The organism is Actinoplanes sp. NPDC023936 (assembly GCF_040639325.1).
Taxonomy (GTDB): Bacteria; Actinomycetota; Actinomycetes; order Mycobacteriales; family Micromonosporaceae; genus Actinoplanes.
Map to the genome: position 1 here is coordinate 93,805 of NZ_JBEZZR010000024.1, position 22,634 is coordinate 116,438.

The 22,634-nt window shown below is 71.1% G+C and carries 19 protein-coding genes and 1 pseudogene; 10 read left to right on the forward strand and 10 right to left on the reverse strand.

Features of this window, described 5'->3' with window-relative positions; all coding sequences use genetic code 11:
• The first annotated feature begins 80 nt into the window (after positions 1–80).
• Positions 81–1,481: an NAD(P)H-quinone dehydrogenase gene (locus AB0F72_RS27245; RefSeq protein ID WP_360436466.1), complete on the forward strand. Its 1,401-nt coding sequence runs from the start codon at positions 81–83 to the stop codon at positions 1,479–1,481.
• Here the strand turns inward: AB0F72_RS27245 and AB0F72_RS27250 are convergent.
• The 6 genes from AB0F72_RS27250 to AB0F72_RS27275 form a co-directional block, all read right to left on the reverse strand.
• Positions 1,408–2,130 (reverse strand): DedA family protein, encoded by a 723-nt coding sequence (locus AB0F72_RS27250; protein WP_360436468.1) that lies wholly within the window; start codon positions 2,128–2,130, stop codon positions 1,408–1,410. The genes AB0F72_RS27245 and AB0F72_RS27250 overlap by 74 nt on opposite strands.
• A gap of 293 nt (positions 2,131–2,423) precedes the next feature.
• The gene (locus AB0F72_RS27255) at positions 2,424–4,172 is read right to left on the reverse strand and encodes a biotin carboxylase N-terminal domain-containing protein (RefSeq protein ID WP_360436470.1); all 1,749 of its coding nucleotides are present in this window, start codon (positions 4,170–4,172) and stop codon (positions 2,424–2,426) included.
• Between the two features lie 63 nt (positions 4,173–4,235).
• The gene (locus AB0F72_RS27260; RefSeq protein WP_360436472.1) at positions 4,236–4,850 is read right to left on the reverse strand and encodes a Maf family protein; all 615 of its coding nucleotides are present in this window, start codon (positions 4,848–4,850) and stop codon (positions 4,236–4,238) included.
• A 160-nt stretch (positions 4,851–5,010) separates the two neighbouring features.
• Entirely contained in the window at positions 5,011–6,228 is a 1,218-nt protein-coding gene (locus AB0F72_RS27265) for a hypothetical protein (RefSeq protein ID WP_360436474.1), read from the reverse strand.
• Positions 6,225–6,566, reverse strand: coding sequence for a hypothetical protein (locus AB0F72_RS27270; RefSeq protein WP_360436476.1), 342 nt, complete (start codon positions 6,564–6,566; stop codon positions 6,225–6,227). The genes AB0F72_RS27265 and AB0F72_RS27270 overlap by 4 nt, the downstream gene beginning before the upstream one ends.
• A gap of 52 nt (positions 6,567–6,618) precedes the next feature.
• On the reverse strand, positions 6,619–6,816 hold the full coding sequence (locus AB0F72_RS27275; protein WP_360436478.1) for an acyl-CoA carboxylase subunit epsilon: 198 nt from the start codon (positions 6,814–6,816) through the stop codon (positions 6,619–6,621).
• Positions 6,817–6,917: 101 nt separating this feature from the next.
• Between AB0F72_RS27275 and AB0F72_RS27280 the strand changes: the two are divergent.
• The 4 genes and pseudogenes from AB0F72_RS27280 to AB0F72_RS27295 form a co-directional block, all read left to right on the forward strand.
• A pseudogene (locus tag AB0F72_RS27280) lies at positions 6,918–7,784 on the forward strand (serine/threonine-protein kinase); the annotation flags it as partial.
• Positions 7,785–10,503: 2,719 nt separating this feature from the next.
• The gene (locus AB0F72_RS27285) at positions 10,504–10,719 is read left to right on the forward strand and encodes a hypothetical protein (protein ID WP_360436480.1); all 216 of its coding nucleotides are present in this window, start codon (positions 10,504–10,506) and stop codon (positions 10,717–10,719) included.
• Positions 10,720–10,742: 23 nt separating this feature from the next.
• Entirely contained in the window at positions 10,743–11,480 is a 738-nt protein-coding gene (locus AB0F72_RS27290) for a M50 family metallopeptidase (protein WP_360436482.1), read from the forward strand.
• Positions 11,481–11,607: 127 nt separating this feature from the next.
• Positions 11,608–12,648 carry an IS630 family transposase gene (locus tag AB0F72_RS27295; protein WP_360436484.1) on the forward strand — a complete coding sequence of 347 codons (1,041 nt, stop codon included), beginning with the start codon at positions 11,608–11,610 and terminating at the stop codon, positions 12,646–12,648.
• Here AB0F72_RS27295 and AB0F72_RS27300 read toward each other — a convergent pair.
• On the reverse strand, positions 12,645–14,210 hold the full coding sequence (locus tag AB0F72_RS27300) for an acyl-CoA carboxylase subunit beta (RefSeq protein ID WP_360436486.1): 1,566 nt from the start codon (positions 14,208–14,210) through the stop codon (positions 12,645–12,647). The genes AB0F72_RS27295 and AB0F72_RS27300 overlap by 4 nt on opposite strands.
• Before the next feature lie 611 nt (positions 14,211–14,821).
• Here AB0F72_RS27300 and AB0F72_RS27305 point away from each other — a divergent pair.
• The 3 genes from AB0F72_RS27305 to AB0F72_RS27315 all read left to right on the forward strand — a co-directional run bounded on the left by AB0F72_RS27305 (position 14,822) and on the right by AB0F72_RS27315 (position 17,334).
• A complete protein-coding gene (locus AB0F72_RS27305) occupies positions 14,822–15,760 on the forward strand; it encodes a hypothetical protein (protein ID WP_360436488.1) in 939 nt (312 codons plus the stop codon).
• 151 nt (positions 15,761–15,911) lie between these two features.
• Positions 15,912–16,766 (forward strand): biotin--[acetyl-CoA-carboxylase] ligase, encoded by an 855-nt coding sequence (locus AB0F72_RS27310; protein ID WP_360436490.1) that lies wholly within the window; start codon positions 15,912–15,914, stop codon positions 16,764–16,766.
• A gap of 4 nt (positions 16,767–16,770) precedes the next feature.
• The gene (locus AB0F72_RS27315) at positions 16,771–17,334 is read left to right on the forward strand and encodes a PH domain-containing protein (RefSeq protein ID WP_360436492.1); all 564 of its coding nucleotides are present in this window, start codon (positions 16,771–16,773) and stop codon (positions 17,332–17,334) included.
• A 21-nt stretch (positions 17,335–17,355) separates the two neighbouring features.
• On the opposite strand, the gene AB0F72_RS27320 is transcribed toward AB0F72_RS27315, so the two are convergent.
• The 3 genes from AB0F72_RS27320 to AB0F72_RS27330 all read right to left on the reverse strand — a co-directional run bounded on the left by AB0F72_RS27320 (position 17,356) and on the right by AB0F72_RS27330 (position 19,330).
• Positions 17,356–17,913 carry a GtrA family protein gene (locus AB0F72_RS27320; RefSeq protein ID WP_360436494.1) on the reverse strand — a complete coding sequence of 186 codons (558 nt, stop codon included), beginning with the start codon at positions 17,911–17,913 and terminating at the stop codon, positions 17,356–17,358.
• 38 nt (positions 17,914–17,951) lie between these two features.
• Positions 17,952–18,491, reverse strand: coding sequence for a GtrA family protein (locus tag AB0F72_RS27325; protein WP_360436496.1), 540 nt, complete (start codon positions 18,489–18,491; stop codon positions 17,952–17,954).
• Between the two features lie 74 nt (positions 18,492–18,565).
• A complete protein-coding gene (locus tag AB0F72_RS27330; protein ID WP_360436498.1) occupies positions 18,566–19,330 on the reverse strand; it encodes a sigma-70 family RNA polymerase sigma factor in 765 nt (254 codons plus the stop codon).
• Between the two features lie 334 nt (positions 19,331–19,664).
• Here AB0F72_RS27330 and AB0F72_RS27335 point away from each other — a divergent pair, with 334 nt between their 5' ends.
• A complete protein-coding gene (locus tag AB0F72_RS27335) occupies positions 19,665–21,470 on the forward strand; it encodes a phosphoenolpyruvate carboxykinase (GTP) (protein WP_360436500.1) in 1,806 nt (601 codons plus the stop codon).
• 38 nt (positions 21,471–21,508) lie between these two features.
• A complete protein-coding gene (locus tag AB0F72_RS27340; RefSeq protein ID WP_360436502.1) occupies positions 21,509–22,630 on the forward strand; it encodes a geranylgeranyl reductase family protein in 1,122 nt (373 codons plus the stop codon).
• Positions 22,631–22,634: the final 4 nt, after the last annotated feature.

Sequence of the window (22,634 nt, forward strand, 5' to 3'; positions counted from 1 at the left end):
TGTCGGCACGTCTCAACCGATTTTGCATAGATTTTCCCCAGCGGGGGAAAGCTCAATGGTTTTTTGGAGGTCTGGTAGTCGTGAGTCGGATCGTGATCATCGGTGGGGGGCCGGGAGGCTACGAAGCGGCCCTGGTCGCGGCCCAACTCGGCGCGGACGTGACCCTCGTGGAGGCGGACGGGCCCGGTGGCGCGTGCGTGCTCACCGACTGCGTGCCGTCCAAGACCTTCATCGCCAGCTCGGAGGTGATGACCGGGTACCGGCACAACGAGCGGTTCGGCATCCGTTCGGCCGGCCTGGACGGCGTGAGCGTCGACGCCGCGGCGGTGAACCAGCGGGTGAAGTCGCTGGCGCTGGCGCAGTCCGGCGACATCCAGACCAAGCTGATCAAGGCAGGCGTGGACGTGGTCCGCGGCCGGGCGAAACTCGGCGAGGACCGGCTCGGTCACACCCATCAGGTGCTGATCACCCCGGAGGACCGGGAGACGTACGCGGTGGAGGCGGACACGGTCCTGCTGGCCACCGGCGCCACCCCGCGGGTGCTCTCCTCGATGCGCCCGGACGGTGAGCGGATCCTGGACTGGCGGCAGGTCTACGACCTGACCGAGCTGCCCAGCCACCTCGTGGTGATCGGTTCCGGTGTGACAGGCGCCGAGTTCGCCAGCGCGTACCTGGCGATGGGCGTCCAGGTGACGCTGGTGTCGAGCCGGGAGCGGGTGATGCCGCACGAGGACGCGGACGCCGCCATGGCGATCGAGCGGGTGTTCCGCGAGCGCGGCATGACGATCCTCAGCCAGGCCCGCGGCAAGTCGGTGGTGAACACCGGCGACGGCGTCCAGGTCACCCTCGGCGACGGCAAGGTGATCGAGGCGTCGCACGCGCTGATCGCGGTCGGCGCGATCCCGAACACCGCCGGCCTCGGCCTCGAGGAGTACGGCGTGGCGGTCGGCGACGGCGGCTACGTGACGGTGGACCGGGTGTCGCGGACGAACGTGCCGGGCATCTACGCCGCCGGTGACTGCACCGGCGTGCTGCCGCTGGCCAGCGTCGCCGCGATGCAGGGCCGGATCGCGATCTGGCACGCGATGGGCGAGGCGGTGGCGCCGCTACGGCTGCGGACCGTCTCGGCGAACGTCTTCACCGACCCGGAGCTGGCCACGGTCGGGGTGTCGCAGAACGAGGTGGACTCCGGCCGTACCCCGGCGCGTCAGGTGATGCTGCCGCTGACCGGTAACGCCCGGGCCAAGATGGCCGGTCTGCAGGACGGTTTCGTGAAGCTGTTCTGCCGCCCGGCGACCGGGCAGATCGTCGGCGGTGTCGTGGTGGCGCCGAAGGCCAGCGAGCTGATCCTGCCGATCACCATGGCGATCGAGAACAACCTGACCGTCGATCAGCTGGCGCACACCATCACGATCTACCCGTCGCTTTCCGGGTCGATCGCGGAAGCGGCACGCCAGTTGATGCAGCACGAGGTGCAGTAGGCGGTTTCTCGCCGGCGGCCGGCTCCGCGCTCTCGGGGGCCGGGCCGCCGCCGAAGAGCGCGAGGATCCACCCGGCCGTGCCGAAGACCACGGCGGCCGTGGCGGCGACGGCGAACAGCCGCCACGCCGACTGGGTGATCGCGGTGCCGCCGAGATGACCGACGAGGCCGCCGTAACTCGCCCAGCACACCGACGCGAGGCCGTCGTAGGTGACGAAGAGCTTCACCGGGTACCCGGTACGGCCGGCGTGGTACCCGGATGCCATCCGGCCGCCCGGGACGAACCGGCAGAGCAGCATGACGAGCGGGCCGGGCCGGCGCAGACCGCGGGTGAACCGCTCGGCGGCACGCCGGGTCCGGCCGGGCTCGGAATCGTCGCCGCGCGGCGCGAACCGTTCGCGTAATGCGCTCAAACGGGCACCGGTCGAGCGGCCCAGGACGAAGGCCACGGCATCCCCGGTGAACATCCCGATCGCTCCCACCGCGATCACGGCGGCCAGATCGAGATTGCCGTAGACAGTGAGCGCCCCAGAGGTGATCATGATGGCCTGGATGGGCACGACCGGCACCAGAGCGTCCACCGCGAGGAAACCGAACAGGGCGAGGTACGCCCATGCGGGCGTGGCCAGCATGGTCAACAATTCGGTCATCGGCAGATCACCTCGCGGCTTCGGGGCTCACGGCATTGTGCGTGGTCGTAGCTGAGAGTGCGCTGTGCTGTCAGCATCCGGTTATCACCATGCACGCTCGCGCGGCGCCATCCGTCATGACGACGGACACGTTACGTGCGAGGTTCACCCCTGCGCGCCTGGTTTTCGATGGCGGCGGGTCCGCGGCGTACGGTGGGACTGCCCGTGCCGCCGGGTCTCGGATTCCCCGGCGACGCGGCGCGGGCCGCCGGTAGGTCCCGTATCGGCGGCCCGCCCTGGTAAGCCGATTGTGGTCAGGCGATCTCGCAGATCACCGTGCCCGCGGTGATGGTGGCGCCGACCTCGACGGTCAGGCCGGAGACCGTGCCCGCGCGGTGCGCCTGCAGCGGCTGCTCCATCTTCATCGCTTCGATGACCACGATCGTGTCGCCCTCGGCCACCTCGTCGCCGTCCTGCACGGCGACCTTGACGATCGTGCCCTGCATCGGGGCGGTGAGCCCGCCGCTGGTCACCGCGGACGTGGCGCCCTGGGATCCGCGGGGACGGCTCGCGCTGCGTCTGGGGGAGGCTGACCCCGTACCGGAGAAGAGGGTCTTGGGAAGACGGACCTCGATGCGCTTGCCGCCCACCTCGACCACGACGGTCTCGCGTTCGGCGGTCTCGGCGGAGGCCGCGGCCGGCGCGGCGAACGGCGGCACGGTGTTGTCCCACTCGGTTTCGATCCAGCGGGTGTGCACGGTGAACGGCTCGCCGGTGAACGCCTCGTCGCGGATGACCGCGCGGTGGAACGGCAGGACCGTGGCGATCCCCTCGATGACCGTCTCGTCGAGGACGCGGCGGGAGCGTTCGAGGGCTTCCGCCCGGGTCGCGCCGGTCACGATGATCTTGGCGAGCATCGAGTCGAAGTTGCCGCCGATCACGCTGCCCTTCTCGACGCCGGAGTCGACCCGGACGCCGGGACCGAACGGCCAGGTCAGCTCCGTGACAGTGCCGGGAGCGGGCAGGAAGTTGCGGCCGGCGTCCTCACCGTTGATCCGGAACTCGATCGCGTGGCCGCGCGGAACCGGGTCGGCGGTGATGTCCAGCGGGAGACCGGCGGCGATCCGGAACTGCTCGCGGACCAGGTCGATGCCGGTGGTCTCCTCGCTGACCGGATGCTCGACCTGCAGGCGGGTGTTGACCTCGAGGAACGAGATGGTGCCGTCCTGGCCGACCAGGTATTCCACGGTGCCGGCGCCGTAGTAGCCGGCTTCCCGGCAGATCGCCTTCGCACTCTCGTGGATCTTGGAGCGTTGCTCGTCGCTGAGGAACGGCGCGGGGGCCTCCTCGACGAGTTTCTGGTGCCGGCGCTGCAGCGAGCAGTCCCGCGTGCCGACCACCACGACGTTGCCGTGGGTGTCCGCGACGACCTGGGCCTCGACATGCCGGGGCCGGTCCAGGTAACGCTCGACGAAGCACTCGCCGCGGCCGAACGCGGCCACCGCCTCCCGGGTCGCGCTCTCGAACAGCGCCGGGATCTCCTCGATGGTGCGTGCCACCTTCAGCCCTCGGCCGCCACCGCCGAACGCGGCCTTGATCGCCACCGGCAGGCCGTGCTGCTCGGCGAACGCGACGATCTCCGCGGCGTCGGACACCGGATCCGGTGTTCCGGGCACCAGCGGCGCGCCCGCCCGCTGCGCGATGTGCCGCGCCGTCACCTTGTCACCGAGATCCCGGATCGCCTGCGGCGAGGGACCGATCCAGGTCAGGCCCTTCTCCAGGACCGCCTCGGCGAACTCGGCGTTCTCGGAGAGGAAGCCGTAACCGGGGTGGACCGCGTCGGCGCCGCTCCGTGCCGCCACGTCGAGCAGTTTGTCGATGCGCAGGTACGTGTCGGCGGCTGTCTCGCCGTCGAGCGCCCACGCTTCGTCCGCTGCTCGCGCGTGCAGCGCGTCCCGGTCGCTGTCGGCGTAGACGGCGACGCTCGTGAGGCCGGCGTCCTTGCAGGCCCGGATCACCCGGAGGGCGATCTCGCCACGGTTGGCGATCAATATCTTCCGCACGGGTAGAGCCTAACGGTCGTTCGGCCCGGTTTCCGCCGCAGCGGTGTGATTCTGGATTAACTTTTACTTCCGCCAGAGGCTCGTGATCGGGACACCCATCTCCGCCAGGAGGGTTCGCAGCAGCGGCAGCGACAGGCCGATCACGTTGCCCGGGTCGCCCTCGATCCGTTCCACGAACGCGCCGCCCCGGCCGTCCAGGGTGAACGCTCCGGCCACCTGGAGCGGCTCGCCGGACGCCACGTAAGCCTCGATCTCGGCGTCGCTCACGTCCGCGAAGTGCACCACCGTGGTGCCGACCGACTCCGCCTGCAAGCCGCTGACCAGTCCGGTCAGGTGATGGCCGGTGTGCAGGACGCCGGACTTGCCGCGCATCGCGGACCAGCGCTTGACCGCCTCCTCCGGGCTCGCCGGCTTGCCGAAGATCTCGCCGTCGAACGCCAGCACCGAGTCGCAGCCGAGCACCAGCGCGCCGGGGTCGGCCGGGAGGTCGGCGGCGACCGTCCGGGCCTTCATCCGGGCGAGAGCGAGACAGAGCGTGTGCGCGTCCTCGGCCTCGACGACGCTTTCGTCCACGCCGCTCACGATGACCTCGGCGTCGATGCCCGCGCCGGTCAGGAGGGCACGTCGGGCCGGGCTGGCCGAGGCGAGGATCAGGCGGTACGTGATGTCGTTCTGCACGGGAATGGACACTACAAGGCGTGGTAGTGGGCCCGTGGGCGCAAGCGGCATGTTTCCGCCGTTTCGGGCCGGTCAGGGGCGTCTTCGGGCTCGGCCACGGGCGTCTTCGGGTCCGGTCAGTAGCGTCTTCGGGCCCGGCCACGGGCGTCTTCGGGCCCGGTCAGGGGCGTCCGAGGGCCGGGCCGGGATCTATCGGTGTCTCCGGCGGGGGAGTTATGACCGGGTTGACGCCGCTGTTCGTCTCCCAGGGGTCCTGGTGCGTCGTCCTGCGGGCGGCGGGCTGGTCGTCGCGGCGCGCCGGTGCGGGCAGCCGGCCGATCACGCCGCCGACCGGATTGACCCGGGGCATGCGCTGCTCCGGCGCCGGGCCGGGCGGCCCGTCCGGGGACGGCGCGCCGATGATCCCGTTCACCGGAAGGACGCGGCGAACCGGTGCGGCCGGGGAAGCTGCGGCTCCGGGGCCGGGACTGCCGATCACGCCCGGGTGGCGCCTGGCGGATGGTGTCCTCGATCTTCCGGGATCGTCCCCCTGGCGGCCGGTGAGCGGTTCCGGCTTCCGCGCGGTGGCCGGCGCGGTCTTCCGGCTCCGGCCTGTGGTGTTGTCCCGCTGATCGGATGCCCGCTGATCGGATCCGCGCTTGTCCGATCCGCGCTGCTCCGTTACGCGCTGCTCCGAGGTCCGCTGCTCCGACGTCCACTGCTGAGATGTCAGCTGATCCGGTGCCGCCTGTGCCGGCCTGCGGCTGCGGGACAGCTCCGGCGCGTTGACCGGGAGCGGGAATCGGTCGCCCACCGTCGCCGGCTGGTATCGCGGCGGCACCACCAGCGCCGTCTGTGCCTGCGCCAGCTCCGTGCTCAACGCCTGCATGACCGCCCGCGCCCGCGCCTCCAGCGCCTCCTGCCGTCCCTGGGGAACCGGTCGTCGCGGCGGCACGCCACGCGCCTTGCCCGGGGCCAGCTGGTACAGCCTCTTCTCCTCGGCGAACGCCGCCAGCAGCGCCTGGTTGACGGCGTGCTCCCGGTGGATCTCGGCCATCTCCCGCCGGGCCGCCTCGATCGCGGCGCTGGCCCCGGTGAAGGCCCGGTGGTTGGCGATCGCCGCCTCGTGCGTCTCCGCCAGATTGGCGAGGAGCGCGTCCAGGCGGGCGAAATAGGCGGCTGCCGCGGCGCTGCGACCAGGCGGCCATGCCGCCACGAGCTTTGCCCGGTACGCCGTAACTTGTGAAATGTGCGAGAGGACCAACTCGTGGGATCGCCGCCAGCCGCCGCTCAGCCGTGCGTACGCCGACGAGTCGTGGGACGCGAGCATCGCCCACATCTGGTCGACGCGCAGCGAAGCCCAGTCGGTGCCACCACCACCGCCGGTCGCGGAGATCATGGCGCGTGCCGCAGGCCGGCCGCCGCCGACACGTCACTCGCCGCGTACCGGGCGCCGGCCTCCCGCGCCGCGTCGGCGAGACCGTATGTCCCGTTGGCGTAGTGGTGGACGTTCTGCAGGGTCGCTTCCTGCGCACGCTCGTGGGCGTGCACGAAGAGCCCCAGCTCGCTGAACGTGCGGTCGGCTTCCGGCAGCCGGGTGAGCATCGTGCTGCTCACCGTGACCGCCTCCGGTGCGTAATCCCGCTCCACGGCCCCGGCCAGCTGGGCGGCGACCTCCTCCATGGCGAGGAGGTCCGCCTCGATGTGACAAGCGTCGCCCGGCCATGAGAGGGTCACCTCTCCGAGGTTATCCGGTCACGGCGCGTATGACTTCCCCTGTGGACAGTCGTCAGCGGGGGAGGGCGGATGCTCGCCAGCCGCGCGCCGCGCCGGTCGGCCGTGCTGATCTGCTCCACTCCGAGACCGGTTGTGACGGTGTTTCGTAATTGACCGAAGTGGATCGAGATGTCAGGATGGCGGCCAGCGCGGCCACCTCATGATCGTCTAGGCTTCCTCGTACGACGCTGACCAGCGGTTCCGCATTCATCAACCGAGCGTACGACGGGTGCCCGGAGATCCGGTGACACGTGTCCCACACTCGGCTGATCAATTCGCGGCCGCTCGACAGAACCAGGTATTTTCTGCGTGATGTCTTCTTCTCCCCCACTCGTTGTCGCTGATCGTTACCGGCTCGTTGCGCCGCTCGGTCAGGGCGGGATGGGGCGTGTCTGGCGGGCGACCGATGTCGTCCTGCACCGGGACGTGGCCATCAAGGAGCTCGTTCCGCCGCCGGGGCTCACCCCGGCCGAGCGGCAGGAGATGCGCGAGCGCTCACTGCGTGAGGCACGCGCCATCGCCCGGCTCAACAACATCAACGTGGTGCGCGTCTTCGACGTGCTGCGGACCGCCGACGACCCGTGGATCGTCATGGAGTACGTCGCGTCCCGCTCGTTGCAGGACACGCTGGCGCAGGACGGGCCGTTCAACGCGGTCCGGGCCGCGGAGATCGGTCTCGGCGTGCTCAACGCGCTGCGAGCCGCGCACCGCGCCGGCGTCGTGCACCGTGACGTCAAGCCGGGCAACGTGCTGCTCGGCCACGACGGCCGGGTGGTGCTGACCGATTTCGGTCTGGCCACGGTTCCCGGCGACCCGAACGTGACCCGCACCGGTCTGGTGCTGGGCTCCCCGGCGTACATCGCTCCCGAGCGCGCCCGTGACGGCACCGCCGGTGCGGCCGCCGACCTCTGGTCGCTAGGCGCCACCCTGTTCGCCGCGGTGGAGGGTCAGTCGCCGTTCGCGCGGCCGTCCGCCATCGCCACGCTCGCCGCGCTGGCGACCGAAAATGTTCCTCCTTCTCGGAACGCGGGGCCGCTCAAGCCCGTACTCAATGGCCTGCTGCGCAAGGATCCCGCCCACCGCATCGATGCGGAGGAGGCCGAGCGCCTGCTGGCGCGAGCCGCCGGCCGGCGATCGAAGATCGCCTTCCCGATGAGCCCGACCATGCGCCGCCCCGGTGCCGGCCGGGAGCGCCCGTCGCTGCCGAGCGGTCCCGGTGGCCCGCCGGTGCTGCCCGGTGCCGGCTGGGGGACCGCGACCGGTTCGGCCCCGGTCGTGCCGACGCCGCGTCCCCCGGTCGCCAACACGCCGCCGCAGGGTCGTCCCCCGATCTTCGCGCCGGGCAAGGCGCCGGTCGGTGGTCCGGTGCCCTCCGACCCGCCGGCGCGTGGCCCGCAGCCTCCGAAGCCGCTGGATGCCACACGCGTCGACGCACCCCCGGTCCAAGACCCTCCGGGTACGGGGTATCCGCCTCGTGGCGGCGTGCAGGGCGGCCCTCGCGGTGGGGCGCCCGGCGTTCCGCGCGGTGGTGTGCAGGGTGGTCAGCGCGGTGGAGTGCCCGGTGCGCCACAGGGTGGTCCCGGCCAGGACGGCCGGGCTCCGGGGCGGGTTCACGGAGTTCCTTCGGGGGCTCCGACGCGTATCGGTTTTACGGCTGCTGACGTGGCTGCGAACCGGCGGAAGAAGGCCGCGCCCGAGCACGAGCGCTCGTTGGCGGCGGCCACCGGCGCCTATCCGGTCGTGCCCGGGGCCGGCGAGGGCGCGCAGGCGACGACGGCTCCGGCCGGCGCCTATCCGATCGTGCCGACGCCCGGTCAGCCCGCGCCGGCCGAGCCCGCTTCGCCGGTCGTTCAGCCGGCCGAGTCGGCCTCGCCGGTCGCTCAGCCGGCCGAGTCTGCTTCGCCGGTCGTTCAGCCGGCTGCGGCGGCGCGGTCCTCGGCTTCCGCTGAGCCTGCATCGGCCGGCGCATCCCGGGACGAGAAGGACGAAAAGCCGCAGCTGGCCGTCCCTGTGCAGAAGCCGGCGGCCATAAAGCCGGAATCGGCGCAGAAGGACGTGGCTGGCGGCGTAGCGCAGGACGGGCAAGCCCCGGACGAGCTTCCGGTGGACGAGTCCGCGCGGAAGGACGAGCCGGCCGTGCGGGCGCCGGAGGGCACGGCCGTCGCGGAGAAGGATGCCGAGCCGGCCCGGGACTCTGCCGCGGCTCCGGCCACAGCGGGTTCGGAGAAGTCCGAGGCCGCTCCGACCGGAGCCGGCGCGACTTCCGAGCCCTCGGCAGGGCCTTCGGCGGGGAAGCCGTCGGCAACGTCCGAAGCGGACACGTCGAAGCCGGCCGGCAGCGATGCGGCTGTCACCGAGCCCGCAACCCGCGAGTCCGCGGACACGAAGCCAGCCGCGGGTCAGTCCGACGGGGCTGAGCCGGTGGCCGAGCAGGCGAAGGCGGCGGACTCTGCCGCTGAGAAGGCGAAACCGGCCGTAACGAAGTCCGCGCCCGTCGCGGAGCGGGCCGAGCCGGGGACCCCGGAGGCTGCCGCCGACAAGCCGTCAGCCGGCGACAAGCCGGAGGCTGGCGAGACCGCGAAGGCCGCTGACGCGCCGGGCGCTGGCGAGACCGCGAAGGCCGACACGCCGGAGGCTCCGGAGAAGGCTGAGTCTGCCGGCGAGCCAGCCAGTGCTGCCGGCAAGTCGGGGAGTGCTGCCGGGGCGCCGGAACCGGTCGCCGCGGCGTCGGTGACGGAACCGTCCGGCGTGGCTACCGCCGCCCCGGACGCTGACCGGACCACTGTCGTCGGCAAGCCGGCGGACGCCGACCGGACCACGCTCCTGGGCAGCCCCGCGGACGCGGACAAGACCACCGTCGTCGGCCGCGACGCGGCCGGCCGGACCCCGGGCAGGGCACGGCGCGCCACGGGCGGGGCAGGGAGCATCACGGGCGGGGCGGGGCGCACCACCGGTGGGCGGGACGCGGACGATCGGACCGCTGTCGTCGCGCCGCTCTCGCCGCCCGGACCCCGGCGGGTGCCCTCCGGAGCGGACGCGGACTCCGCGACCCGGGTCGTCGGAGGGACCGGCTCAAGAGCCGGCTTCGAGCGGCCCAGCCGTCCCGCGTGGACGCCGATGCAGATGCGTCCGACGGAGCGGCGCGGTGGCATCACCGTGCTCGGCACCACGCTGACCCGGCGGCAGGCCGCTGTCGGGCTCGGGATCGTGCTCACCTTCCTGCTGCTGATCGGCATCATCGTGGCTCAGGCGTTCGGTGACGACGCGGAGGGCTCCGCCGGCACGACGCCCGTCCTGGGCGATGCCGCGGCTGCCGCCGGCGAGCCGGCGCCAGGCGGCTCCGCGCCGGCCAAGGGCGATGCCTCCGCCCCGGCGGCGAGCAGCCCGGCGCCGTCGGCGAGTTCGGCGGCCGGCGGCGTCCCGAGCGGCTGGCGGACCTACAACGGGTCGGGCTTCAGCCTTCCGGTGCCGAAGGGCGCGTCGGTGAGCGGTGGCGGCAGCGAGACCCGGGTGAACTTCGACAACCGGCTGCTCATCATCAATCGGGTGAACCAGGAGCTGGACGACCCGGGCGAGTACTGGCAGGAGCAGAGCACCAGCCACTACCGGAGCTACAACAACGTCGGCGTCAACGAGGTCGACTTCCACGGTGACGCGGCCGACTGGGAGTACTACTACACCACCAACAGCGGCAACGAGCAGCACGTGGTCCGCCGGGTGTTCGCGATCGAGGACACCACCTGGAGCCTCTCCTGGTACACGTCTCCGGACGACTGGGACGCGGCGAAGAAGGACCTCGCAGCCATCTACGCGGGATTCCAGGCCAAGTAGTCGCACCTCCATGCGTGAGATCGAGACGGCTGGGTAGTAGATCCAGAGTCACGGATGGAGGTACATCATGAACTGCCGACGACACGGCAGTAAGCCGACTCTGGCCCTCTGGATGCTTGTCGCGGTCGCCGACATCGCGATCGTCGTCGCTGCCACCGGGCTGCTCATGGCATTTCTGATCGTCGCCGCGCTGGCCGTGGTGGCCGGCGGCGCGCTCGCGTTCCGCAACCTGCGCCGGCCGCAACCCGAGCCGGTGAAAGTGGTCGCGCGGCGCCGCGCATAGCGTGATCGGCTACAGTCCCCGGCGTGTTGTCGATCGACGGTGTGACTGACCTGTGGGACCAACTTCTCGGAGCTCAGCCCGATCCACCCGGTTTGCTGGTTCTGCTCACCGCGGTGGCCGGGTTCCTCGCGGTCGCGTTCAGGCCGGTGTGGCGGATCGCCCGCAACGCCGTCACGATCGCGCACGAGGGCGGGCACGCGCTGTTCGCGCTGCTGACCGGGCGCAAGCTGCGGGGCATCCGGCTGGAGTTCGACACGTCGGGCCTGACGCTGTCGGCCGGCCGTCCGACCGGCCCCGGGATGATCCTCACCCTGCTCGGCGGCTACATCGCGCCGTCGCTGGTGGGTGTGCTCGGCGCCTGGCTGCTCGGCGGCAACCGGATCACGTTGCTGCTCTGGCTCGCCGTGGTGCTGCTGCTCCTCATGCTGATCAACATCCGGAACCTGTTCGGCGTGGTCTCGCTCGTGATCACCGGGGCGATCGTGTTCGCCGTCTCCTGGTACGCGTCTGCCCAGGTCCAGGCCGTCTTCGCGTACGCGGGAGTCTGGTTCTTGCTCTTCGGTGGTGTCCGCCCGGTCTTCGAGCTGCAGAAGCTGCGCAGCCGCGGCCGCATGCGTGACTCGGACGCCGACCAGCTCAGCCGCCTCACGCACCTGCCCGCCATGTTCTGGGTGGGCGTCTTCCTGGTGGTGAACCTGGTGGCCTTGCTGGCCGGCGCCGTCCTGCTGGCCGGCCAGTGGCTCCCCGCCGCGACCCCCTAAGCGCGTAGCCAGAAGTTCGGTACGTAACGCGCTCGGTTAGAGGGACGTACCAACATAAAGACCTCGTCGTGGGGTCCGATCGAGTTTCCACACAGGAACCGACACCACGACGAGGTCTCACGCCAGTATGCGCCCCGCGCACCGTTACGCCGTGCTCACCGAGCAGCAACACACCGAACTGATTACCGCACTGCAGGGCCAATGGCGTACCGCCACCCGGATAGTGATGATCCTCTTGTCGTCCGCCGGCTGGTCCGCCTCCGAGATCGCCGAGGTGCTCGCCTACGACCCTAAGACGGTCCGCGCCTGGATCACCCGTCATCAGCATGAAGGCCTGCCCGGCCTCCCCGATCGGCCCCGCAAAGGCCGCCCCCGCAAAGGCAGCCCACGCCTCGGCGAACGCATCCACCGCCTCCTGCAAACCCCGAGATCCTGGACCACCGCCCGGATCTGGCGGGTCCTCGGACGACCGAAACTGAGCCTGTCCACCATGCGCCGCCGCATCCGCGAACAAGCCCGCTGGTCCCGGCCCCGCCTGATCGCCAAAAGCGACCCGGACCGCGACCAGATCTGCGCCGATATCCGCCAGCACATCACCGCCCTGCCCACCGGCGCAGTCGTACTCGCCGAAGACGAAACCCACCTCGACCTGCTCGCCCGCGTCCGGTCCTGCTGGATGCCCACCGGCCTACGCCACCGGGTCGTGACCCCCGGCAGCAACCTGCGCCGCAGCGTCCACGGCGCCGTCAACCTCGCCACCGGCACCGTCCACCACCACGTCAGCGTCAAGAACGTCTCCGTGGTCTTCTGCTACTTCCTGCAGCAACTACTCAACGCCTACCCGAACGCCCCGACAGTGGTGGTGATCTGCGACAACGGCACCACCCACCACAGCAAAATCACCCAACGCTGGCTGGCTGACAACCCCCGCATGCAGGTCATCACCGGCGCCAGATACAGCCCCCAGGACAACCCCGTCGAACGGATCTGGGCAGTCCTCAAGCAATACACCGCCAACACCGCACCAGCGACCATCGCCGACCGCGTCCGACAAGCCCACGCCTTCTTCCGCCACCGCACCGACGCCCAAAACCTCACCACCGCAGCGCCCTGGACCTCCCCATGGCTACCCGACGGATACGGGAAAGACTTCTGGCCAGGCGCTTAGAGGGGGATGTTGCCGTGCTTCTTGGGCGGCAGGGTTTCGCGCTTGGTGCGGAGCATCCGTAGCGCCCTGGTGACCTGTGCGCGGGTCTGTGAGGGCTGGATGACCGCGTCGACGTAACCCCGCTCGGCCGCGATGTAGGGGTTGGCGAGGGTGTCCTCGTACTCCTGGATGAGTTCGGCCCGGCGGGCGACCGGGTCGTCGGCCGCGGCGAGTTCGCCGCGGTAGAGGATGTTGACGGCGCCCTGGGCACCCATCACCGCGATCTGCGCGGTCGGCCAGGCGAAGTTGACGTCGGCGCCGAGGTGCTTGGAGCCCATCACGTCGTAGGCGCCGCCGTACGCCTTGCGGGTGATCACGGTGACCTTGGGGACTGTCGCCTCCGCGTACGCGTAGATCAGCTTGGCGCCGCGCCGGATGATGCCGTCCCACTCCTGTCCGGTGCCGGGCAGGAAGCCGGGCACGTCGACGAACGTCAGGACCGGGATGTTGAACGCGTCGCAGGTACGGACGAACCGTGCCGCCTTCTCGGACGCGGCGATGTCGAGCGTGCCGGCGAGGCTGAGCGGCTGGTTGGCGACGACGCCGACGGGTCGCCCTTCGACGCGGCCGAACCCGACCACGATGTTCGTCGCGTAGAGCGGCTGGACCTCGAGGAAGTCGTCGACGACGGTCTCGACGACCTTCTTGATGTCGTACGGCTGGTTCGGCGAGTCCGGGATCAGGGTGTCCAGGTGCTTGTCGGGCTCGGCGAGGTCGGCGTCCGACTCGAAGACCTCCGGCTCGTCGAGGTTGTTGCTCGGCAGGTAGGAGAGCAGCGCCCGCACGTACTCGATCGCGTCCTCCTCGTCCGAGGCGAGGTAGTGGGCGTTGCCGGAGCGGGTGTTGTGGGTGCGGGCCCCGCCGAGGTCCTCCATGCCGACCTCTTCACCGGTGACCGTCTTGATCACGTCGGGTCCGGTGATGAACATGTGCGAGGTCTGGTCGACCATCACGGTGAAGTCGGTGATCGCCGGGGAGTAGACGGCGCCGCCCGCGCAGGGACCCATGATCAGCGAGATCTGCGGGATGACGCCGCTGGCCCGTACGTTGCGGAAGAAGATGTCGGCGTAGAGGCCGAGCGCGACCACGCCCTCCTGGATCCGGGCGCCGCCGGAGTCGTTGATCCCGATGATCGGGCAGCCGATCTTCATGGCCAGGTCGAGCACTTTGACGATCTTGGAGCCGAAGACCTCGCCGAGCGAGCCGCCGAAGACCGTGAAGTCCTGGGAGAACACGCAGACCTGGCGGCCGTCGATGGTGCCGTGGCCGGTGACGACGCCGTCGCCGTAGGGCCGGTTCTTGTCCAGGCCGAAGGCGGTAGAGCGGTGCCGGGCCAGTTCGTCGAGCTCGACGAACGAGTCCTTGTCGAGCAGCATCTCGATGCGCTCGCGGGCGGTCTTCTTGCCTCGGGCGTGCTGCTTCTCGATGGCCCGCTCGGATCCGGCATGCACGGCCTCCTCGGTCCGGCGGGCGAGGTCGGCGAGCTTTCCGGCGGTCGTGTGTATGTCGGGCTGCGTTGTCACGGTGGTCTCCCGCTCCGATGCGACGATGCACTCGGGGGTGATCGTAACCAAGTGTGCGTTCAGGTCCGGTCCGGTCGATCTCGGGCCTGCCTGATCGGGTGGGGCGGGGCGCGACGTTACGTGAGCGTTTCATACCCAATGCCCCATTCGTTACTCTCCCCGTGACGAACTGGATGACAGCGGCTGGATTCGCGCTCATCGCAGGCGGCCTCGCCACATTGATCAGCTTCTGGTCGGTGATCTTCGGTGGGACCGGCTCGGCTTCTCGGCGCCGGCGCGTGACGACGCAGGACCGTCCGGCGCCCGCTGCGCGGGAGCTCCCGCCGGCTCCCGCCGCGCCGATCGAGCCCCCGCCGCTGGCTGCTCCGCCGCTTGCTCCTCTGCCGCTTGCTCCTCTGCCCCTTGCTGCTCCGCCGCTTGCGCGACCGCCAGCCGCACGCCCGGCCGCGCCCCCACTGGTGGAGCAGGCGGCTGTCCCGCATCCGCTGGTGGAACAGGCTCCTGTCGCGCACCCGCCTGTCGCGCACCCGGCTGTGGCGCACCCACCTGCCGCGCCGCCGGTGCCCCGCCGTCGTCGGAGGATCGCAGCGGCCTTCAGCGGCCGCCCATCGTTGACCGCGTCCTCCCCGGCCGGTCTCGCCACGATCGGCCTGGCCGACGACGAGGAGCCGGCTTACGAAGGCCCGGCTTACGAAGGCCCGGCTTACGAGGGCCCGGCCTACCGGGACCCCGCTTACGAGGGCCCGGCCTACGAGGAACACCTCGCCCACCCGGAACCCGAGATCCCCGAGGACGACGAACCGGATCCCGAGGTGACCGATCCGGAATATGACGACGAACCCGATTACGCCGATCCCCATTACGCCGACCCCGGCTACGACGCCTCCTTCGCGCCACCCGCACCCCGCCCGGCCCTCGCCCCCGTCGACGAGCCGGTGCGCGACCTCTGGGCGTTGCGCGACGCCGAACACCGCACCGACGCCCGCTTCGCGGACATTTTCCATGGGTACGGGCACCGCCCCGCCCCGGACCGATCGGACCGAAATTACGGCGACCGCGTCGGCAACTGGGTGCGCCCGAACTATCCGGCTCTGGACGACCGCCCACCGTCCGGCGAGTACTGGACCCCGGTGCCGGACGACCTCTACACCGACCCGGAGCCGTCCGCCCGGGGCTACGGCTGGCCGGTGCCCGTGGAACGGTTGCCGCAGGTGCCCTCCTACGAGCCGGCGACCGGTTTTGATCTCACCCCGGTGCAGGCAGCCGAGCCCACCGCGCTCGTGCCGTCCACCTGGCCGCCGGAATCCGTCGCCAACCCGGAATCCGTCGCCAACCCGGGACCCGACGACAACCCGCTCCGGGTGCCCCGCTCCTGGCGTGACCGTGAGGAGCGGCGGGCCTGGCGTGACCACGAGGAGAAGCGCCCGTGGCGCGACCGCGCCGAGAGGCTGGAGGGCCGCTCCCGTCACGACCGCCCCCGCCCGCGTCCCCGCCCCGCCGTGCCGGCATCCGGCTACGTGAGCCGCCACGCGGCCGGCCCCCAGCCCTGATCAAAGGGCACCCGAGCGAGGCCGCCCTCGCGAGCCCCGAAAGCGGCCAGCCAGGGCGGGCCGCCCGCCGTGCCGACCAGGGCATGCCGCAGGCCGCGCCGGGCCGCACGCCGCGCCGGGCCGCACGTCGCGCCCGGCATAGGCTTCGAGGGTGACCTCCTCGTCGTATGCCGACCTCGACCGCCCGCCCCTCTCCGCCCGGGCGCTCACCCGCGCCCTGGTGGTGCCGGGTGGCTTCTGGTCCCGGCTCGACATCCGGACCGAGACCGGCTCGACGAACGCCGACGCGGCCGACGCGGCCCGGCGCGACGAGCCGGAGGGCTTGGTCGTGGTGGCCGAGAGCCAGTCGGCCGGGCGGGGACGCCGGGACCGGCAGTGGACGTCACCACCCCGCGCCGGTTTGACGCTCAGTGTCCTGTTGCGACCCTCGGCGCCGGATGCGGAGCGGGGCTGGCCGGCGGTGCCGCCCGGATCGTACGGATGGCTGCCGTTGCTGGCCGGGGTGGCGCTGCGCGAGGCGGTGACCCGGGTGGCCGGCGTCGAGGCGGCCCTGAAGTGGCCGAACGACCTCCTCGTCGACGACCGCAAGTGCGCCGGCATCCTGGCCGAGGTGGCCGGCGACGCGATAGTCGTCGGCATCGGGCTGAACGTCAGCACGTACCCGGAGGAGCTGCCCCCGACGAACGGTGTGGCGGCCACCTCGCTGCGGGTGGCCGGCGCCGAGAACATCGACCGGGACCCGCTGCTGCGGGCGCTGCTGCGCGGGTTCGCCCGGTGGTACCAGGGCTGGCGGGAGGCGGGCGGCGACGCCGAGATGTGCGGGCTGACCGCTGAGTACCGCCGGGGCTGCGCCACGATCGGCCGCGAGGTCCGGGTGCTGCTGCCGAGCGGGGGTGAGCTGACCGGCGAGGCGGCCACGGTGGACCGGGACGGCCAGTTGGTGATCCGTACGGTGGACGGCACGGAACATCGGGTCTCAGCGGGTGACGTGTTGCACGTACGCTGACCGCGTGGCGTTCCCGGAGGATGTGCTCACCGAGGAGGAGGAGGTCGTCCTCCATCTCGCTCCGCATTGGAAGGCGGCGGTGGCGCCGGTCGCGGTCCTGCTGCTCGCGCTGACCGGCGAGATCCTCGCCTGGGTCATGCTGCCGGACACCGAGGGCGGCACTGTCGCCCTGTGGCTGATCTCCGCGATCCTGCTCTGGAACTCGCTGCGGTACGGGGTGCGCCCGCTGGTGATCTGGCGTTTCATCCACTACGTCTTCACCAACGAGCGGATCCTGCTGCAGCACGGCGTGCTCGTCCGGGAGCGTCGCGACCTGCCGCTGAACCGGGTGAACGACCACGCGCTGGCCCAGTCGGTGCTGGACCGGATGCTGGGCAGCGGCACGCTGACGATCGATTCGATCGGCGACCAGAGCGCGGTGCTGGCCGGGTTGCCGCACGCCCAGCGGGTGCAGACGACGCTCTACGAGCTGATCGAGCACAGCCCGGCCGAGCCCGAGGACGAGGCCGAGGAGGAGCCGGAAGAGCAAACAGCGCCGGAGCCGCGTCGCGGCCTGTTCCGGCGCTGAAGAGGTCCGCTGAGAAGGGTCTCAGCGGGCGTCGAGCTCTGCCTGCAGGTCCAGGCGGGCGACGCTGCCCGGTTCATCGACGGCGCTGAGCTCGGCGAGCCCGGCCGTCGCGTCCAGCTCGGTGATCGCCGCTTCGTGGCCGTCGACCGGCGGCTTGAGGAAGACGAACGTGCGGTACGCCCAGAAGCGGAAGACCGTGGCGATGCCGATGCCGATCACGGTGGCCGTCATGAAGAGCAGCTCGTCGTGCTCCTCGGTGAGGCCGAAACCGTACTTGCCGATGGCGATGGCGCCGGACTGGATCAGCATGCCGATCAGGTTGAACCCGAAGAAGAGCGTGTACTCCCGGCGCAGCGCGGTGCGGGTGTGGTTCCGGTACGTCCAGTACCGGTTCGCCAGGTACGCCAGCGTGGTGGTGACCACCGTGCCGATGACGCTGGCCTTCACGGCGCCGATGTCGAGCAGGACGTAGGTGATCGCCATGTAGAGCAGCGTGTTGCCGGCGCCGATGATGCCGAAGGCCATGGCCTCCGGGGCGAGGCGGCGCAGGCGTTCCGTCAGCGTGCTGGCTGAGGGCATTGGACAACCTTACGGGTACAGGGGCAGTGACGCCGGGGTTAGTGTGCGGACGACGACGACGGCGCCACGCTCTGGTCCGGCGGGTCTCCGGCGGTCGCGGCCTCGTCCTTGCCCGAGTCGCCGGTGACCCGGAAGACGAAGCGGCGGTATGACCAGAAGCGGAACATGGTAGCCAACGCGGTGCCCACGAACTGGCCCGAGATGGTGTCCGCGAGCTGACTCTCGAACACCGGCCAGATCCGGCCGAGGCCGTAGTGGCTGAGCGCGAGGATGGCCAGTGAGATGCCCAGGCCGATCGCGTTCATCACGAAGAACAGCGTGTACTGCCGGGCCATGTGGGTGTGCTGGCCGTGACGCCAGGTCCAGAACCTGTTTCCGAAGAAGGCGACGGTCGTCGCGATCACCGTGGAGATGGTCTTGGCCAGCAGTGGTTCCGTGCCGGAACCGCGCAGGACACTGAAGATGGCCAGGTCGATGGCGAACGCGATGCTGCCGACCGTGCCGAACTTGCCCAGCTCACGGACGAGCGCCTGCAGGCGTGTGCGCAGGCTGGGCGGCTGCGCCGGGTTGGGAGGCACGGGACCGAGGGTACCTGTGGCCGTCACCTGCCGCTGTCCGCGCTGCCTTCTCTTTCGTGCGTCGCCGCCGAGTCTTAACCGTGGGTCCCGGCATGGTGACGCTGGCGTAACGCTGTGTGCCGGAATCCGTCGACCTCCCGGATCTCGGCGAGCCGGCCCCGGCATTCGGCGCACCAGGCCAGGTGGGTGCGCATGCGGTGGGCGTCGCGGGCGGCGAGCCGGCCGCGGACCTGGCCGCCCAGCCGCTCGCCGGCCCACCGGCATTCCGGGTGATCGGCAGCGGTCACGTGCTGCTGCAGATAGAGGCTGCGCAGCCCCTCGCGGGCACGATGGGCGAGAACGGCCACGGCGTTCGGCGTGAGACCCATGCGCGGCGCCAGCTCGGCCGGTGTCGAGCCCTCCACCTCGGTCTGCCACAGCACGTCGCGCCAGCGCGGGGGGAGCTGCCGGAACGCGGCCGCGGCGTACGCGCGTTCCAGCCGTTCCAGCGCCGGGTCGGTGTACGGCTCGCCGGCGTCGTACCGGGTCAGATCGTCGGTGAACTCGAGCCGGCGATCCACCTTGGCGCGCTGGTAGCAGACGTGCCGCATGGTGGTGTGCAGGTAGGCGCGGAACGCGACGAGCGGCCCGCGTCCGGCCCGCAGGGTCGCGAACACCTTGGCGAACGTCTCGGCGGCCAGGTCGTCCACGTCGGCCGGGTCGCGGACCAGCCCGTACGCGAACTGCCGCACGGCCGCGTGGTGCCGCTCGTAGAGCGTGCCGAACGCGGCAGTGTCGCCCGCCCGGACGGCGCTCAGCAAGTCGGTGTCCGAGTCCGCGTCGTTGCCGGGGGTCGTCATTCCGCCTCCTGTGGCCGGACCAGCGGGGGAAGTGGCCAGAATTGCGAGGAAAGCCCGATTAGGTGAAAGTCTAAGGCGTTAAGTCCGTTTTGTGAAAGTTGCCATCAGCGACGGTGTGCCTCGAGCCGGGATGCGGCGAGGCTGCGCGCAGGTGCACCAAGAGGCGAAGAATCGATCGTCTGCGCGCATCGCAACCATAGATTGTGCGGTTGTCCACAGGTTCTACCGATGAACTCCATGCGCTGTCGGGCTTACGCTCATGTGACTCCCATGACAGAGCCGGACTCGACCGGCCGATTCGTCATTGGTCAGTGCCGACCGAAGGAGCTTCATCTTGTCTCTGCCCCCTACCTCGCATCCCCGCCTGCTGGCCTGGGTGGACGAGGTCGCCGCCCTGACAACGCCCGACCGGATCGTCTGGTGCGACGGTTCGGAGGCCGAATGGACCCGGCTCACCGACGAGCTCGTCGACTCCGGAGCGCTGGTCCGCCTCAACCCGGAGAAGAAACCGAACTCGTTCTGGGCACGCACCGACCCGTCGGACGTCGCGCGTGTCGAGGAGCGGACCTTCATCTGCTCGGTCGACGAGGCGGACGCCGGTCCGACCAACAACTGGATGGCTCCGGCCGAGATGAAGCAGCTCATGACGGAGCTGTACCGGGGATCCATGCGGGGCCGCACGATGTACGTGGTCCCGTTCTGCATGGGCCCGATCGACGCCGAGAACCCGATGTTCGGTGTCGAGTTGACCGACAGCCCGTACGTCGTCTCCAGCATGCGCATCATGACCCGGATGGGGGCAGAGGTCCTGAGCGCGATGGGCGACGACGCGGACTACGTGCCGTGCCTGCACTCGATCGGCGCGCCGCTCGCCGACGGGGAGCAGGACGTCGCCTGGCCGTGCAACGAGACCAAGTACATCTCGCACTTCCCGGAGACCCGCGAGATCTGGTCGTACGGGTCCGGCTACGGCGGCAACTCGCTGCTCGGCAAGAAGTGCTACGCGCTGCGGATCGCCAGCGTGGCCGCCCGTGACGAGGGCTGGCTCGCCGAGCACATGCTGATCATGAAGCTCACCTCGCCGGAGGGCCAGGTCCGCTACATCGCCGGCGCGTTCCCGTCGGCGTGCGGCAAGACCAACCTGGCCATGCTGGAGCCGACGCTGCCCGGCTGGAAGGTCGAGACGGTCGGCGACGACATCGCCTGGATGCGGTTCGGCGAGGACGGCCGGCTCTGGGCCACCAACCCGGAGTTCGGGCTGTTCGGCGTCGCGCCCGGCACCGACTTCCACACCAACCCGAACGCGATGCGGACGCTCGCCAAGGGCAACTCGGTCTTCACCAACGTGGCGCTCACCGACGACGGCGACATCTGGTGGGAGGGCATGGGCGAGCCGCCCGCGCACCTGACCGACTGGAAGGGCCACGACTGGACGCCGGAGTCCGACGCCGTCTCCAGCCACCCGAACAGCCGGTTCTGCACCCCGATCGAGCAGTGCCCGATCCTCGCCGAGGAGTACCACGACCCGCGGGGCGTGCCGATCGACGCGATCCTCTTCGGCGGCCGCCGCAAGACCACGATCCCGCTGGTCAGCGAGGCCCGCGACTGGGTGCACGGCGTCTACCTCGGTGCCACGCTCTCCAGCGAGACCACGGCCGCCGCGGTCGGCCAGGTCGGTGTGGTGCGCCGGGACCCGATGGCGATGCTGCCGTTCATCGGCTACCACGCCGGTGACTACTTCCAGCACTGGATCGACATGGCGAAGGGCGCCTCCGGCGACGCCGACAAGCTTCCCAAGGTCTTCTACGTGAACTGGTTCCGCCGGGACGCCGACGGCGGGTTCCTCTGGCCGGGCTTCGGCGAGAACAGCCGGGTGCTCAAGTGGGTCGTCGAGCGCCTGGACGGCAAGGCCGACGCGGTGGAGACCCCGATCGGCCACGTGCCGACGCCCGAGTCGCTCGACCTGACCGGCCTGGACATCGATCCGGCCGCGGTGGAAGCCGTGCTCCGGGTCGACCCGGAGGAGTGGCTGGCCGAGATCCCGCAGGTCACCGAGTGGTTCACCAAGTTCGGTGACAAGCTGCCGGCCGTGCTCTGGGCCGAGTTGGACGCGCTGCGGGCCCGCCTGGCCGACGCCTGACCCTGCCCGGCCCGGCGCCGGAGTGACATCGTGGCGTCATGGACGTCTATGACGTTGCGGTGATCGGTGCCGGGCCGGCCGGTTCGGCCGCCGCCCTGGCCGCGCTGCGGGGCGGCGCGAGCGTGCTGCTGCTGGACCGGGCGGACTTCCCGCGGGACAAGCCGTGCGGCGACGGGATCGCGGCTGAGGCCGTCGACGTGCTGACCGGCCTCGGCGTGCCGGACCCGGTGCGAGGCTTCCGGCAGGTGGAACGGTTGCGGCTGGTGGCGCCCGGCGGCGCCGCGGTGGCCCGGCCGCTGCCGCGCCCGGCGCACACCGTGCCCCGGCGGATCTTCGACGAGCGCCTGGTCCGTGCGGCGGTGGCGGGTGGCGCCGAGTGGCGCCGGCACACCACCCGGAGGGTACGGGGTGACGACCCCGTCGTGATCGACGAGAGGTACCGGGCGCGGGTGCTGATCGGGGCGGACGGCGCCGGATCGGTGGTGCGGCGCAGCCTCGGCCACGGCGCGAACCCGGCCGGGCACCTGGCGATCGCGATCCGCGGCTACGCGCCGGCCGCGGACACCGGTGAGCAGGTCATCATCACGACCCGGCAGCGCTGGCCGGCGTACGCCTGGCAGTTCCCGATCGGCGACGGCACCGCCAACGTGGGATACGGGGAGCTGTTGCGGGGGCGGCCGCTGTCCCGGGCGTACCTGCGCAATCGGCTCGCCGTGCTGCTGCCCGGCGCCGAGCCGGTGAGCGTGCGCGGGCACCACCTGCCGCTGTCGACCGCCCGGCCGGTGGCGGGCCGCGGCCGGATGCTGCTCGCCGGCGACGCGCTCTCCCTGATCAACCCGCTGACCGGCGAGGGGATCTTCTACGCCGTGCTGTCCGGAGCGCTGGCCGGCGCGGAAGCGGCACGCGGGCCACGCGACGTGGCCCGGCGGTACGCCGAGGCGCTGCGCCGCCGGCTCGGGCGCCATCTGCGGCACTCGGGGCTCGCGGCCCGGCTCACCGCGTGGCCGCACGTGGCCGACGCCGCCGTCACCGCGGCCGCCGCCGATCCCGGCACGTTCGCCCGGATGGTGGAGCTCGGGCTCGCGGACGGACTGCTCGACGTTCGCACGATCGGACGCATCGCGACGCGGATGGTGCACTGGCGGGCCGTCCCCGCTTGAGCCC